Source organism: Algoriphagus terrigena DSM 22685 (genome assembly GCF_000429445.1).
In the GTDB taxonomy this organism is placed as follows: domain Bacteria; phylum Bacteroidota; class Bacteroidia; order Cytophagales; family Cyclobacteriaceae; genus Algoriphagus; species Algoriphagus terrigena.
The window spans coordinates 199,967-215,269 of sequence record NZ_AUBW01000005.1; the positions used below are offsets into that span (position 1 = coordinate 199,967).

At 47.1% G+C, this 15,303-nt stretch carries 16 protein-coding genes and 1 tRNA gene; 4 read left to right on the forward strand and 13 right to left on the reverse strand.

Annotated features, from left to right (window positions below; translation table 11 throughout):
• Positions 1-99: 99 nt before the first annotated feature.
• The 12 genes from G459_RS0105065 to G459_RS0105120 form a co-directional block, all read right to left on the reverse strand.
• On the reverse strand, positions 100-963 hold the full coding sequence (locus G459_RS0105065; RefSeq protein ID WP_026966663.1) for a nucleoside phosphorylase: 864 nt from the start codon (positions 961-963) through the stop codon (positions 100-102).
• Positions 941-1,936, reverse strand: coding sequence for an oxygen-dependent tRNA uridine(34) hydroxylase TrhO (gene trhO / locus G459_RS0105070; protein WP_026966664.1), 996 nt, complete (start codon positions 1,934-1,936; stop codon positions 941-943). The genes G459_RS0105065 and trhO overlap by 23 nt, the downstream gene beginning before the upstream one ends.
• Before the next feature lie 112 nt (positions 1,937-2,048).
• A complete protein-coding gene (locus G459_RS0105075) occupies positions 2,049-2,684 on the reverse strand; it encodes an acetyltransferase (RefSeq protein WP_026966665.1) in 636 nt (211 codons plus the stop codon).
• A gap of 56 nt (positions 2,685-2,740) precedes the next feature.
• Positions 2,741-4,036, reverse strand: a complete 1,296-nt coding sequence (locus G459_RS0105080; RefSeq protein ID WP_026966666.1) for a DUF2851 family protein — start codon at positions 4,034-4,036, stop codon at positions 2,741-2,743.
• A 94-nt stretch (positions 4,037-4,130) separates the two neighbouring features.
• Entirely contained in the window at positions 4,131-4,946 is an 816-nt protein-coding gene (pyrF, locus tag G459_RS0105085) for an orotidine-5'-phosphate decarboxylase (RefSeq protein ID WP_026966667.1), read from the reverse strand.
• 123 nt (positions 4,947-5,069) lie between these two features.
• The gene (locus G459_RS0105090) at positions 5,070-5,942 is read right to left on the reverse strand and encodes a lysylphosphatidylglycerol synthase transmembrane domain-containing protein (RefSeq protein WP_026966668.1); all 873 of its coding nucleotides are present in this window, start codon (positions 5,940-5,942) and stop codon (positions 5,070-5,072) included.
• A 62-nt stretch (positions 5,943-6,004) separates the two neighbouring features.
• Positions 6,005-6,979: a glycosyltransferase family 2 protein gene (locus G459_RS0105095; protein ID WP_026966669.1), complete on the reverse strand. Its 975-nt coding sequence runs from the start codon at positions 6,977-6,979 to the stop codon at positions 6,005-6,007.
• A gap of 81 nt (positions 6,980-7,060) precedes the next feature.
• On the reverse strand, positions 7,061-8,569 hold the full coding sequence (locus G459_RS0105100) for an ArnT family glycosyltransferase (RefSeq protein ID WP_026966670.1): 1,509 nt from the start codon (positions 8,567-8,569) through the stop codon (positions 7,061-7,063).
• 66 nt (positions 8,570-8,635) lie between these two features.
• Positions 8,636-8,941 carry a ribosome hibernation-promoting factor, HPF/YfiA family gene (gene hpf, locus G459_RS0105105; RefSeq protein WP_026966671.1) on the reverse strand — a complete coding sequence of 102 codons (306 nt, stop codon included), beginning with the start codon at positions 8,939-8,941 and terminating at the stop codon, positions 8,636-8,638.
• Between the two features lie 37 nt (positions 8,942-8,978).
• Positions 8,979-9,863 (reverse strand): tyrosine-type recombinase/integrase, encoded by an 885-nt coding sequence (locus G459_RS0105110; protein WP_026966672.1) that lies wholly within the window; start codon positions 9,861-9,863, stop codon positions 8,979-8,981.
• A gap of 114 nt (positions 9,864-9,977) precedes the next feature.
• The gene (rpsU, locus tag G459_RS0105115) at positions 9,978-10,172 is read right to left on the reverse strand and encodes a 30S ribosomal protein S21 (protein ID WP_026966673.1); all 195 of its coding nucleotides are present in this window, start codon (positions 10,170-10,172) and stop codon (positions 9,978-9,980) included.
• A gap of 198 nt (positions 10,173-10,370) precedes the next feature.
• Entirely contained in the window at positions 10,371-11,027 is a 657-nt protein-coding gene (locus tag G459_RS0105120) for a hypothetical protein (RefSeq protein WP_026966674.1), read from the reverse strand.
• Between the two features lie 242 nt (positions 11,028-11,269).
• Here G459_RS0105120 and G459_RS0105125 point away from each other — a divergent pair, with 242 nt between their 5' ends.
• From G459_RS0105125 to G459_RS0105140, 4 genes are all read left to right on the forward strand, one after another.
• The gene (locus G459_RS0105125; RefSeq protein WP_026966675.1) at positions 11,270-12,106 is read left to right on the forward strand and encodes an SGNH/GDSL hydrolase family protein; all 837 of its coding nucleotides are present in this window, start codon (positions 11,270-11,272) and stop codon (positions 12,104-12,106) included.
• Between the two features lie 261 nt (positions 12,107-12,367).
• The gene (locus tag G459_RS0105130; protein WP_026966676.1) at positions 12,368-13,402 is read left to right on the forward strand and encodes an HAD family hydrolase; all 1,035 of its coding nucleotides are present in this window, start codon (positions 12,368-12,370) and stop codon (positions 13,400-13,402) included.
• Positions 13,403-13,410: 8 nt separating this feature from the next.
• Positions 13,411-13,989, forward strand: coding sequence for a hypothetical protein (locus tag G459_RS0105135; protein WP_026966677.1), 579 nt, complete (start codon positions 13,411-13,413; stop codon positions 13,987-13,989).
• A 166-nt stretch (positions 13,990-14,155) separates the two neighbouring features.
• Positions 14,156-14,899 (forward strand): Ig-like domain-containing protein, encoded by a 744-nt coding sequence (locus tag G459_RS0105140; protein WP_026966678.1) that lies wholly within the window; start codon positions 14,156-14,158, stop codon positions 14,897-14,899.
• 114 nt (positions 14,900-15,013) lie between these two features.
• On the opposite strand, the gene G459_RS0105145 is transcribed toward G459_RS0105140, so the two are convergent.
• Positions 15,014-15,085: transfer RNA gene (locus G459_RS0105145), tRNA-Arg, on the reverse strand.
• Positions 15,086-15,303: the final 218 nt, after the last annotated feature.

The following is a 15,303-nucleotide window of genomic DNA, read 5'->3' on the forward strand; positions in this document are numbered from 1 at the left end:
GTCTTTGGGTTTTGAAAAAAAAATATTCTTTCTGTTCGGAGCTAGGGCTTTACGAGCAGCATTATACTAGTCTAAGCGGGGAAAAAAAATAGATTAACCTCAAAAACCGAATGACTCCAAGGCTGTACGGATCATCGTATCCACTGTTTTCTCAGCCTCCCGGTCAAATTTTTTCAGAGGTCGATTGGCCACAATGGCGTTCAGACTGAGCATCTGATGTCCAAATAACTCGCCCAGCGCGTAATAGGCCGCCGTTTCCATCTCAAAATTGGTCAGGCGATGCCCGCCGATATTGAGTTCAGCCAGTCGCTCAAGCATCCGCTCCATGCGGGGCTTGAGCAGAACATGCCTACCCTGAGGCGCATAGAAACCCGGACAAGTCAGCGTAATGCCTTTGGCAAACTGACCCTCCACTTTGCCAAGCAGTTCGGGATCTGCGTATGCTTGGTAAGGAAGAAAAGATAACTCCAACTCTCGCTGGATAGCGTCAGCCATATCATGATCTCCGCTTAGGTGCGGATAAAAAGCCATCATGGTGTCCAGTCCGATGGCAATCTCTGAGACCAGCAACTCCCCGGCGTGCAGATCTTCCTGCAAGCTCCCAGAAGTACCGAGACGAACGATCTGCAGGCGTGTTTTCTCGGTTTTCACCCGTCTTTGCTCTAGGTCGATATTAACCAATGCGTCGAGCTCGGTGAGGAGAATTTCAATATTATCGGTGCTCATGCCAGTGCTCATGACGGTAAGACGCTTGCCGTTTTTCCAGCCGGTATGGGTGACAAATTCCCGCTTTTTGATCTTAAAATCTATCTGATCAAAGTACTGGGAAACCAAGGGCACACGATCCGGATCACCTACGGTAAAAACAAAAGAAGCCAGATGCTCTGGCTTCAGATGTAGATGATAGATACTTCCGTCGGGATTAAGTATGAGTTCGGACTCAGGAATGTGTCGGTTCTCCATGATTGCGGTGTTCTTGGGATGAAGAACGATAAAGCCCCTTATATGGGTTGTATCCGTTGGAGTTTTTTTGGTAATAGCCCGTGCCGTCGTAGGGACGCTTTTCCGGATTGTCTTTGCATTCTATGGAGCAAGTGCCTTCCAGTTCCCATCCGCATTTCTCACAGATTGCCAAGTGCTCGTTGCAGGTAGGATTGGCGCAGTTGACCATGCGGTCGCAATCCGTGCCGCAGACATGACATTTGGATACGACGGTAGGATTGACGGTATTTACATCCACTGCAATGCGGTTATCAAAGACATAGCATTTGCCCTCGAAATCTTCCCCTCCGGCTTCCATGCCGTATTTGATGATTCCGCCGTGAAGCTGATAGACGTCTTCAAAACCTTGCTCAAGGAGAAACGCAGAGGCTTTTTCACACTTGATTCCACCGGTGCAATAGGTAAGCACCTTCTTGTTTTTCAGGTGTTCCAGTTCTTTAACTTTCTCAGGAAAATCCCGGAAGTTGTCAATGTCGAGCGTAAGGGCATTTTTGAAATGCCCCAACTCGTGTTCGTAATTGGAGCGAACGTCCAGGATGACCACATCTTCTTGATCTTTCAAAGCCTTGAATGCTGCAGGATCGAGGTGCTTGCCAGTCTTGATATTGGGGTCGAGATGACGCAATGCGGAATGCACGATCTCCGGCTTGTAGCGACAGTGGATCTTGGCAAATGCATGCTTTTCATGCTGATCGATCTTGAATTCCGTCTTGGCAAATCGCGGATCGGCATGGATATAGGCCATGTACTTTTCGCAATCTTCGTGCAGACCGGAGACCGTGCCGTTCAGACCTTCGTCTGATATGATGATCCTGCCGCGGATGTTGTTGTCCACGCAGAAGAGGTGGTGTTCTTCTCTGTACGCCTCAGGATTTTCAATCTTTGCGTAGCAATAGTACAGCAGGATGCTGTAGGGTTTTTTTGTGTTTTCCATAACTAGCGCCCTGTTTCGGCAGGGTGTTTTGGGATTGTTGGATGTTTAATGTCGGATGCTGGATGCTGGATGTCCGACGCCTAATCTCGAATTTTAAATTTCAAATCTCAAATTACTTCACTTTCGCCGCTGGGTTTCCAAAGACGGTTTCATTTTTCCCCACGGTCGCAATCACCACCGAGCCAGCGCCTACCCTGGCACCTTTGCCGATGGTCACGCCGCCCACGATGGTCACGCCAGAGCCTATAAATGCACCCTCTTCGATCTTCGCATCCGCATTGACAATCGACCCCGCTCCGATCTGGACAAAGTCGCCAATCTCGACTTTATGGTCAATGATCGCTCCTGTGTGGAAGATGCAGTGGCTGCCTACTTTGGTGCCTGCACCGATCGCCACATTTGCATTGATAAAATTGCCATGGCCGATAGCAGCGTCTGTAGAAATGTACGCGCGTCTGTGAATAGCATTGACTGGCTGAACCTTGCGGACTTCGAGCAGCATCTCCACTAGAAATTTGCGGTATTTGGTGTCGTCCACCGCCACGAAGGCTTCGGTTTTCTTGCCGATCAGTTTTAGAAATCCTTCATCTTCTGTGTTTCCCAGCACCGAAACCTCGTTGATCTCTGTGCCATAGAGACTCTGATCTTCATCCAAAAAGCCGTATACAATGACCTGGTTGCTATTGAAGATTTCGAGCGCGGGATGAGCAATTCCTTTTGCTCCCAGAATAATCACCGGTTTTTCCATGGATCCATTGGTTTTGGACTGCAAAAGTACGGTAAATCACTTGCTTGCGCAAAGTCTCATTTGGATTGACCTTTGAGCAGGCTTTGGCCGATCTTACAGGAGAGACATTTTTGAGGCTGACAAAAGCTACGATACAGGCCGATCATGCCTTGGGAATCAAAAGAATTTTCGGCTTTCCAGCCTCTTTCTTCAAAAATTCGGATGATAAAGTTGTTCTCGCCGGGGATGGTTTGCAGCAGGTCAAAACATCGCTCCTGCCATTCCGATTGCTCAAAATACCGCCCGTAGGCAAACCACAGCGGGATGACAAAATTGATGATCAGAAGTTCCAAAGAACTTCCGGAGATGCCTTTGGAGGCTATTTTCTCGGTAGGCTTGCCAAAGGAATAGTGGTATTTCCAATAATCTGAGGGAGCAACTTGAAGCAACTTTTTGAAACCGGAAAACTCCCGAGTGTCCTCCATCAACGCTTGGAGTAAGTTTGGGGCTTTGGAAAGAATCGACGCCAACTGGGCAATTCGGATCGTTGGAAAATTGGTCGGTCGAGCTCCCATAAACGTCCAATGTTGTCGCAGCATGGACGTGGTCCAGTTGAATTTCTTTCGGTAGAAATCAAACTCGCCGATCAAATGCTGCACGTAGGGTTCATCGGACTTTTCGGGTAAAAGGCCCGCTTGCCCGAGCAACATCGCCTCTAGGACAGAGACTTGATTCCGGTGTTTTTGAAGAGTTTTGTACGAAACTAACGCAGCAAGCTCGGCCATGGACTGTGAGTTGGTCTTGAATCCAAAGCAGGTAAAAAGCCAACGATATGCGGTCTCTTCCCAGTCACCTTTGGTCTGATGGAGGATCGATAATATCAGCTCTGATTTATCATAGAGGCGTCCTACCAGCGCCTTTTCCAAGGCCGAAAAGCGGATGATGTCGGGAACTGTGTTAAGCGCGTAAGCGCAGGGAAGGGCTGATTTGAAGTCGAGGAGCTGCTCGTAGTTTCTCCAGATTTCAAGGAAGATTTTGCCTTTCAGTTCGAGCGTCGGCATCAAAGTGCCGTCATTGCGTAAGACCTCCCGGTCGTTTTCCCAGACCACATGAAGGATTACCGAGTTGTATGCCGGATCGCCTCCATGCGCATGCTGCTTCCAATCCGAGGCCAGACGATGTACCTCAACGTGACCGTGAAGCGTCACTCCATCCAACACCACGGTAGAATCCCGAAAGTCCGGGCCTTCGCTTTGATTGTGGAAGCCCACATTGAGGATTTGAACAGATTGACCATCGATGGTTTTGAGGTCTTTTCGGTCGAAGTACTGATACTTCCAGACCAGCTGCAAAAAGTCTTCCCTGAAGTTCATAAAAAGTTGAGGACTAAAAGTTATTGGAATTTAAGAAATCCTCCAGCAATATCCAACCCGGTTGGTCCTTCCGTTTCCGCTGGAAATCTAAGACTTAAAGATGTTTCTCCAACAGAACCTGCATCTCCGCCTGCAGCTTAGCTGCTTCGTTTCGGGCTGTTTTGGCAAAGTCTTTTTCGCCAGATGCATAGATGATTCCCCGACTGGAATTGACCAGCAGTCCACAATGAGCGTTCATGCCATACTTGGCGACATCGGCAAGGCTTCCACCCTGCGCCCCAACTCCGGGAACCAAAAAGAAATTGTCAGGCACTATTTTCCGTACTTCTCCGATCAGTTCTCCCCGCGTAGCTCCGACGACATACATCAGGTTTTCCGGTGAACCCCACTCCTGGCTCTTTTCCAGAACTGATTGGTACAGCGGCTTCCCGTTTTCGTCTTTGATCAGCTGAAAATCCATCGAACCAACATTGGAGGTCAGCGCCATGAGGATCACCCATTTCTCCTCGAATTCTAGAAATGGCGTCACGCTATCGGCTCCCATATAAGGTGCAACCGTGATCGAATCAAAATCCATCGTTTCAAAAAAGGCCTTTGCGTAGAGTTTGGACGTATTCCCAATATCTCCCCGCTTGGCATCGGCGATGGTGAAAATGTCTTTCGGAATGAATTCCTGCACCTTCTGCAAGGTCTCCCAGCCCTTTGGCCCGAGCGCTTCAAAGAAGGCGATGTTAGGCTTATAAGCTACCGCATAGTCAGCCGTTTCCTCTATGATTGCGCTGCAAAAACTGAAGATCGGATCGGATTCGGAACGAAGGTGGGCGGGTATCTTTGCCAGATCCGGATCAAGTCCAACACATAGAAAGGATGATTTCTGTTGAATTTGGGCAAAAAGCTCGGCTCTGGTCATAAGGATTGAAGTTTGGGCAAAGGTAATTAGATTGAACAAATCTGAGATTTGGACTTGAAAGTATCCATGCAAATTTTAAATCTGCATGGATAATTTATCATAAAATCATTGATATTCAGGTTTTTATGAATTTATACCCAATTCGACCTTGATAAAGGATCCAGTCAAGGAAACGGCCGCCGAGATCAAGAAAAAGATCAAGCTGAACGCGACTGCGATCGCCTCATCAATCCCCACATAGGTATGCGCGTAGACAAAAACCAGCTCACGCGCACCGACTCCGCCGATCGTCAGAGGTAACACCGCCACGATGGAGGAAAGCAAAAAGACCAGCTGATAGGCCAAGAAATTCTCCGTCACCCCGAGGCTTTTCAGGATAAACCAAGCACAAACCAACTGAGCCAATTGACCCGCCATCGACCAGGCATTGGCTTTCCAAAAAGAGGGCAAGAAAGCTTTCAACAGAACTTTTTGCATCAACCAAAAAGCCGGGAATACCAGCAAAGCAGCAATTCCAACCAGTAACTCCCAGGGAATTTCCGAAGCGAAAGGCAAATCCAAATCCACGGCAAAAATGAATATCAGCAACAAAAAGACAATAGCCACGAGCCCACCCAGTCGATCCAAAAGTGAGGCTTGTACCAGGGATTTGACGGGGGTCTTGTAGTGCTTGTTGAGCAGATAGACTTTGTAGCCGTCGCCCCCGATCCCACCGGGAAGAAATAGATTGTAAAACATCCCGACGAGGTAAAGTCGCCAGTTTTGCCGTTCCGAGATATGAAGTCCGATGTTTTTAAAATACAGGTTGAGGCGAAAAGCGGTGGCAATTTTACTTCCCACAAAAAATAATACGGCAGGAATCAGCCAGAGCCACTGGATGGATTTGGCAGTTTGCAACAGCTGATCGGTGTCTATTTTTCGAAAAACCAGAAACAAAGCCAATCCAGTCAGCAAGAGCTTAAGTGCGGTTTTGAGCTGGTTTTTGAATCTGGCCACGATGGAGCGTTTAGGGTTCTAAATCAGGATTGGCTCCGGAGAAGCAGCACAACCGGAATCCATTACTGATCACTGAGACTGCCTGCTTTCTCCTCGACCACTCCCTGATAAACCGACCTCACGGTGTAGGTCTTCTTGTCCTGAGATTCGAAATAAGTCCGAACGATGATCTCAGCGATAATCCCCGTGGTGATCAGCTGAATCCCTCCCAAAATCAGGATGAAACCCAAGATCATGATCGGCCTACCCCAGATATCTTCTCCAAGAATCTTCAAAATCAACAGATAAAAACTGATCAGTGAGCCCAGCAAAAAGGAAATCAGCCCGATCCCACCAAACAAGTGAATCGGACGCTGGAAGTACTTTTGAAAAAACAGCATCAGGATCAGATCAGACATCACCTTGAACGTCCGACTCAGCCCGTATTTGGATTCTCCGTGGATGCGTGGGTGATGCTTCACATCCATCTCGGTCATGCGCGCACCTTGCTGTTTTGCCAGCACAGGGATAAAGCGGTGCAGCTCTCCGTAAAGCCCCATGCCCTGTGCGATCTCCGCTTTGTACACACGGAGCGTGCACCCATAATCTTTCAGATATACCTTGGTCGTATTCCGGATCACCCAGTTGGCGATCTTGCTGGGAATTTTACGCAGCACAAAACCGTCCTTCCGATTCGCCCTGCGACCTGCCACGACGTCCCATTCTTCGTCGATCGCTTTTTGCAGCATCAAGGGAATGTCCGTCGGGTCATTCTGCAGATCGCCGTCCATCGTGGCAATGTACTCACCTGTGGCCATGTCGATGCCCGCAGCGAGAGCAGTAGTTTGCCCGTGATTTCTGTTGAAAATAATCAGCTTGGTGCGGCTGTTTGCGTATTTTTTGACCTCAGCCACAGTCCTGTCCGTAGAGCCGTCTTCGATCAGGATCACTTCGTAGTCGATCTGCGAAAGAGCCGAATAAGTGGCTTCCAATAGAGGCTGGATATTGTCTTCCTCGTTGTACACGGTGATGACAACGGAAATGAGCGGCTTGGTCATGTGCTGAAATTTGGTCAAAAATAGGGGTTTTTACGCTTGGCGACAAAAACACCTCAATCACGGACTGGCAATAGCCTTCGTTTAGTAAGTATCCGGCACAAACGGCTGGTAGGACTGGAGATTTTTCCAGACCTGAATCTTGACGCTTCGGATCGGGATCTGGCGGTAGTCTGGTGTAAAAGTCTCCTCGTAGATCAGGCTCTCAAAGGTGGCGCGATCTTGCATGGTCTCATGATTCATACTGACAAAGACACCCTCATTTTCCCCGCCTACAAACTGCGACATGTCCGTCCAGAGATCGAATTGATTTTTCCTCGATCCCATATTCATCACATAGCTCTGGGGATGCCCCTCGAGGTAAAATGAAAGCTCCGAGGCGGTATGGTAAGAATCCGAAAAGTAAAATTCGTCTTCCAGCGCCAGACTATCTTTCAAGAATTCCAAGCGCTGAGCCAACTGCTCATGTCCTAGCAGCCTATTCAAGGCTTTTTGCTCGCCCTTTTGGATTGACGGAATGGATTTTAGAAAAGTGATATCAGGAAGCAGAAAAATCGTGGGGATGGCGATACTCAACACAATTGCCACCATCGCATACCGACGCCAGGCCTGCGATTGCGAAACGATCCAGCCTCCCAAAAAAACCGCGAAACCGGTGTACGCAAATATCGGCCAGTTGACTTCGACTCTTTTCATCAAGCTAAGCGAAGCAAAAGCCAAAAAGGCCAGAACTCCAGGCAATGCGAGGTATAATGACCTGTTGTCTTTGGTTTTGAAAACATCCCTAAAACACACTAACCAAGCAGGCAGCAGAAACGGCGAGATAATCGCCAGTTGGCCGCTCCAGTATTCCAAAAACCACTTCAACGAATTTCCCAAATCGACGGGCTTTGACTCTCCTCCTCCAGCGCCTCCGAGGGTCGCAAGGTGTTTAAACGTATCGAAGTTGTTTTGCCAATTCCATATCAGGGCCGGTACAAAACCCAGCAAGCTGACGCCGACAAAAACGGCGAAATTCTTTTGTTGCAACTTGAAGCTTCTGACAAAAAACAAATAAATCAGGACCGTCGGGAAGATCAAAAGCATCACCATCTTGGCCATCAGGCCAAAAGCCGTGGCGACACCCGCCCAGATCCACCAAGAGGTTTTCTTTTCCTCAACTCCACGATACGCTAAATAAACCGCCAGAATCCAAAAAAACGTGAGTGAGGAATCCGTCATGTGAAAAGTCGACGCCAGCCACCAGACCGGCATCGCCTGAGCGAGCAAGCCCGCCCAAAATCCGGCTTTGGAGCCATATAGATGCGACGCAAAAAGATAAGTCACCCAAGCAATCCCAACCCCACTCAAGATCGCATTGATCCTGACTCCGAGCTCTGTATTTCCCAAAACAGCCGTACTGAGATAGTTGAGCACAGCGACTAGGGGCGGCTTGGAGTAATAGTGCCAGGCCATATTCTGCGACCAAAGCCAGTATTGCGCCTCTTCTGTGAAAAGATTAATCTCCGGGCGAAGGGTGAAAATGATCTTGACGGCGGCAAGGGCAATCGTGATTACCCAAAAGCGCATATGATAGTTAGAGGCTAGTTCCATTTGACAAAGGGCAAAAATAAAAAACCCCCAGTTTCCTGAGGGTTTAAATCTATTTATTTGTCAAAGTCACTGTTTGACCAGGACTACCTTTTCCTTGTATTTTTTGATTTGCCTTCTCAAGCCTTCGATGGACTCATCTGCTGCCGCTTCGAAGGAGTCGGCTTGGTTCTTGGCAAAGAACTGCTTTCCCGGGACGTTGAGCTTGACTTCAACTATCTTATTTTCATTCTTTTCGTTTTTATCTAGCCTCATAAAAACCTCCCCATCTATGATTCGATCAAAGAAAGTATCCAGTTTGTCAGCCTTTTTTTGAATAAGGTCGATCAGCTTGCTGTCGGCGTCAAAATGGATGGAGTGCATCTGCAGTTTCATAACGATTTGCATTTAAGTGGTTGAACAATTGATTTATTTAGGCTTTAGGATGTGCCTGTTCGAACACAGCCTTCAGTTTTTCCATTGAGTTGTGGGTATAGACCTGTGTGGCGGCCAGACTAGAATGCCCGAGCAGGTCTTTGACGGCGTTGAGATCAGCTCCTTTGTTGAGCAAGTGTGTAGCAAAGGTATGCCTGAGCAAATGGGGACTACGCCGGGTATTTTGGGCAAAAAGATCCAGATAATGTCTGACAATCCTGTAAATCATCATAGAATAGGCTTGTTCGCCCCGGTTGCTGACAATAAAATAGGCATTCCCCTCAATTTTCGAAAACCTTTCTTCAAATACTTTGCTGTACAAAATTATATTTTTCTTAAGTATCCTTGTTAGAGGGATTATTCTTTCTTTGTTCCTTTTTCCCAAAACTTTCACTTGATCTTCGATGAGGTTAAGATCGCGCCACTTCAACGCCGTAAGCTCCGAGAGTCGGACTCCTGTGAGATAGAGAAACTCCATCACCATTCGGTCACGTTGCCCTTCAAAGGTCGGTTCGTAGACGCTCTCTTCTAGTACGGACTCAATGGTCGTTTCTTGTACAAACTCAGGAAGTTTTTTCGGTTTTTTAAGGGATTTTAACTTGTAGGTCGGGTCTTGGGAGATCACCCGAGACCGGAGCAAAAATTTGAAAAAAGACTTGAGAGAGGCAATCTTCCTGTTGACGGTCGTGGCGCTCAGCCCCTGCTCCACCAGATCGATGACCCAGGCACGGAGATCTGGATGGGTGCATTGCTGAAGTTCCTTGATCTCAAAAGAGATCGCCACAAACTCCGCGGCCTGCTCCAGGTCCTTCCGGTAAGCGACCACGGTGTGCGGACTGCTCCGTTTTTCGTACTCGAGGTAGTTGATGAATGAATCAATCATTACCTAAAAGTTAGCAGAAAATCGGAATGCAAAAGCAGACAATTGTCACAGATTAAAAAACAAAAACGCACTTGCCTGAGGGACAAGTGCGTCTGTATTTGGAATCAAATCTGATTACTTCATTTCTTCGTCACGAAGATTTTGCTTGTAAGCAGCTTTGATGACCTGTGCTCTTCTTACGATAGAAGGCTTCGTGAAAGCCTGACGGGCTCTCAGTTCGCGAACCGCACCGGTTTTGTCAAACTTCTTTTTAAAACGCTTCAGCGCTTTTTCGATGGATTCGTTCTCTTTTACGTTTACAATGATCATAGTATACACCCCCTTTCGTGGCTGCAAAGGTAATGGTATTCATTGGAAAACCAAAGCATGGGCGACGTCGCAATTTCTATCACTGAAAATACTCCTCTTCATCAGGCACCCCGAGTTACCTTTTTCGGCAAGATTTTAACCAAAAAAAGGCTGCATCTCATCTGAAATGCAGCCTTTCTGTCTTTAGCTTGTCTAATCTTATTTGATGATTTCTCTCGTCTTGATCATGTAGCCCACCGAGACATACATCATGGTACTCTGGGTTGGGGTATAGACTACGCCCGGTTCGTTGACGGATTGATTGTCTTCCTTCAAGAAGTCTGTCAAGTAGTATTTGAATCGGATGTAGTTTCCTTTTTTGGATTTCAGCTCCGCGAACACAGATGGTAGATAGATGTTAGTCCGGTCGCTAAACCAGATATTGGTCTTGCTCTTTTCGTCGTTCACATACTTTTTCTGCTTGTAATTAACGGCGAATTCATTGTCAATACCGGCAGCAATCAGGTTGCCGTTCATGTCGCCGAACTTGAAAGCCACCGGGATACCAACGGTATAAACACGTTGTTTCATCCGGATAGAATCATTCAGATCGGTGATAATACCGACGTTTCGGGAAGCGATACCGGTGTAGAACCCGGTTTTTTCATTGAAATCCCGGTGAAGCAGAAGGCCGACGTTGATAAAGGGAGTAAATCGGCCAACGTTCTTCGTGTCAAGTCCGGTTGCTTCCACATTACCCCAAGAAAGAATTGTCTCTGAAGCCGAAACGAGATACCAAGGTTTGGTCGGAGCGTCTTGGGCGATCGCCAAATTTCCGGCCAAAATTAATAGAAAGAGTAAAGCTATTTTTTTCATACTGTTAAAGAGTTATTGATAAAAGTGAATTGGTTTAGAAGAACGAAAGATACTGATTTTCCAAGTTTAGATTAAAATTCCGAATCCATTCCGAACGATAAAAACTCCCGAAACCAAGTTTGTTTTTAAGAAAACAAGATGGATTTTTAAGAGCAGTAGCAAACATCTCAAAATCATTTTACGCGGAGGTTTTACTTTGAAAAAAGCAGATCCGCCGCTTCTGTTCAGTTAGACCATTGTTTATGAAAAAGTACATTTTAGTCCTTCTTTGCTTTCTACTTATCTCTGCCAAAAGTCCAAAGTCCCTGACCTGGGTGGCCATCGGAGACTCCATCACCTACCTAAATGATCATCCCGACGAAACCGGGAACCGGATCAGCAAGGGATACCTCTCTTTAATAGAAGAAAAATTTCCGGAAATCGCCGTCATCAACAAAGGATACAACGGCTGGACTGCGGTGCGGATCGCACAGGAATTTGACAAGTTGGAGATCCCGAAAGCTGACATTTACAGCATATTCCTGGGAACCAACGACTGGTGGGGTGGCAAGCCGCTGGGCACGCTGGCCGACTATAAAAATTCGACCGGTCCCGAGACGGTGCATGGCGCATTTCGGGTAATGATCGACAAAATCCGCCTGCTCAATCCCCAAGCGAAAATCATCCTGATCACGCCGATGCAGCGCGTGGATTTCGTGTACATCAACAATCCCAAAAACAACGCCTTTGGATCTTATCAGGACAAAAACGGCCAAAATCTTGGCGATTTCGTCAATGCGATCAAGACCATCGGAAACCAAGAAGGTCTGCCGGTAGCGGATCTTTTTCACATCAAGCAAATGGGACTTGCCGATTTGGTGAAGTATAAATGGCTCAAAAACCCAGCTACGGGGCAATACAAAAAATATAGGTATCCAGACTTTATTGACGTTCCTTTCGACCCGGAAAAGGACGAATACCCCTATCCCGAAAAGTCGATCAACGTCACTTATGACGGACTTCACCCTTCGGACAAAGGCTACCGGATCATCGCCAAAGAACTTTATCCGATTTTTGAACGAATCTCAGAAAATCAATAGGATTTACTCCCTGCTTATAGGGCCCTAGCACGAGGATTTTCGGACCGACAGATCAAAACCCGAAAAATCAATTGGCTATATCATTCATCTAGTTCATTTTTTTGTCCGCCTCAGTGAATCTGATTATTCTTGCTGTTATTTTTTATTAATTTGGATTTAACGAAGGAGAATAAATAACAGGAGCTTCCTACGACCCGAGCCCCTGATCCCGGATTGCTTTCAGTGCTTTTTTTCGAACAAAAAATTTTTAAAGACTACACCATGAAATCTCAGATTGGAAAACTAAAAACATTAGCCTATCTCATCCTTTTGGGCTCTTTTGCATGCACGCCTCCTGCGGAAAAAGCTGAGGTAACCGTCCAAGAAACGGAAATCGACCCTCTTCCTTCCTGGAATGAGGGCGAGCACAAGCAAGCGATTATCAGCTATGTGGAAGACGTGACGGATACGACGAGTGCCAACTTTATTCCGGTGGCAGACAGGATTGCCACATTTGACAACGACGGCACGCTTTGGTCGGAGCAACCTATTTACTTCCAGTTCTTCTTTGCCCTGGACCGAGTAAAAGCCTTGGCTGCTGATCATCCGGAATGGAAAACCACGCAGCCATTTAAGGCTGTCCTGGAAAACGACATGCACGCACTGATGCAGCAAGGCGAAAAAGGTCTAGTTGAACTGGTGATGACTACCCACGTCGGGAATACGACAGACGAATTTGACAGCATTGTAAAAAGCTGGATCGATACCGCCCAGCATCCAGTTAAAAAGAAACTGTACACCGAATTGGTATTTCAGCCGATGCTTGAATTGCTTGACTACCTCAGAGCCCATGATTTTAAAACCTTTATCGTTTCCGGTGGAGGGATTGAATTTATGCGGCCTTGGGTGGAAGGAGTCTATGGAATCCCCAAAGACCAGGTGGTAGGCAGTAGCGTCGAGACTGAATACGATTACAATGACGGCAATCCGATCATTAAAAGACTGGCTAAGATTGATCTCGTTGACGACAAGGAAGGCAAGCCTGTAGGAATCAACCGCTACATTGGACGCAGGCCGGTTTTTGCCGCCGGCAACTCCGACGGCGACCTGCAAATGCTCCGTTGGGCGGATTCTAATAAGCTGAAGACATTCAAGCTCTACGTGCACCACACCGACTCGATCAGAGAATGGGCCTATGACAGAAAATCCCATATCGGGACTTTTGACAAAGGTTTGGACGAAGCGGGAGAAAAGGGCTGGACTGTCATTGACATGAAGGACGACTGGAAAATCATCTATCCCTTCGAGAAAAATTAGGTCAATCCGTGAACAGTTCAATCAAAACAAGATGGAAAACTTGGCTCATCATCCTGTTCGCTGGTATCGCAGCAGTCCTCTCTACCTCCACCACATCCCACGCCCAAGAGGAGATGCTGGAAGAGACAGAATCGGAGAGGAAGCATAGTCTGGCAGTAGCCATTGGCCATGTACAAGTCGCAAAAGGCGTCCAAGAAGGTGATATAAAATGGCTGGCCTTGCCGAGCTGGGCATTGGACTACACTTTCCGCTTAAACAAAAAATGGAACATTGGCCTGCAAAATGAACTCATCTTAAGTGATTTTGAGGTAGAATCCGAGGAAGAAGACGGGAAGGTGATCACTCGTTCCACGCCTTTATCAAGCATCGCGGTGGCTGGATATCGCCCCTTGGAGTGGCTGACGGTCTTTGCTGGAGGAGGAGCTGAATTTGCAAAGGAGGAAAACTTCGCCATGGTTCGGTTTGGAATAGAACCCTCGATGGAAATCCGCGAAAGACTGGAGCTCCTCGCGAGCCTAGTCTATGACATCAAAATAGATGGCTACGACAGCTTCGGATTGACGTTCGGCGTGGCTTACGCCTTGTAAAGCGCCCACTAGATCCGAACCACGGGCAACAATAAAAAGGGGCGGCTGTTGAGAATCAAGCCACTTTTTTATTTTGAAGGCGATGCTGAGCGGAAAAAAAATACCCTGCACAGGGTATTGTGAGATTTTCCACTAAAAATATCTTTGGGACCAAACCACTTTCAATATGAAAAAGCTCTATTATTTACTTTTGGCATGCGCCATTTTTTATTCTTGCTCCGGAGAGGACGAGCCGGGTGATGAGAAAATCACTGTTTCAGAATCACAAATTTCCATTGACTACGAGGAGACCTATACGCTCGAAGCGACCTTCAATCGGGACGGCTACGCACCAGGATCTCTAGTTTGGTCGAGTGCCGATGAAGAGATAGCTACCGTCGACAACAACGGTAAAGTCACCGCAGGCTTAGTCGGTGAGACAGAATTGACGGTCAAGACCACGGACGGTCTTTTCTCCGAAAAAGTAAACGTTGAAGTGCTTCCCACCGTCACGGTTTATAAAGAGCCTGTCCTAAAATTTGGAGAGAGTGGCAGTTTCGTCAAGTCGAATGAAACCAGAACCATCGACTCGGAAACAGCAGATTTCATCATCTACGCCGGAGAAAATCCAGAAGTCCTTGGCGTGATGTATCTCTTTGAAAATGCCAAATTAAACTACGTGGCCGTATTGTTGAAGACCGATGAGAGCACAGTCGAAAAAGCTGCATACCATCTGATCCAGCGATACAATGCCGAAGGGAGCCAAGAGGATGTTTACTTCTTCTCCCGTGGTGAGGTCTCACTGGGGATTACAATTGATCCGACTTTGGGTCTTGTGGTCATTTACGTTCAAGGAGAATCTTCTCCCGGAGGCCGAATGATGGACTTCAAAACCAGACTGGAAGCTCTTAAGACTCAAGTCGGTAAATAGCCCATTCTTTTCCGACTCATTAAGCAAGGCTTTACTCCTTTGGGTATTCCATCCTCAACACTGCCTCCCCAAAAATCAAAAACCCTTTATACTTCGCGTATAAAGGGTTTTTTGTAGCCTAGCTAGGAATCGAACCTAGATCTAGCGTTTAGGAAACGCTTGTTCTATCCATTGAACTACAGGGCCGGGTAAGCCGACGAGAGTGGTTTACAATCTCTAATCAGGCATAAGATGTGGATTGTCTGTATCCCAATTTCCCTCAATCTTTCACAGTGAGATGCAAACCGGGCCGCAAGATAAAGGAATTCTCAATTTACAGGCAAATATTCTGAATCCAACTTGTGGCTTTCCAATGATTTACCCTATCTTTGCACTCCAAATTTAGGATGGACGGGTTCCATCCA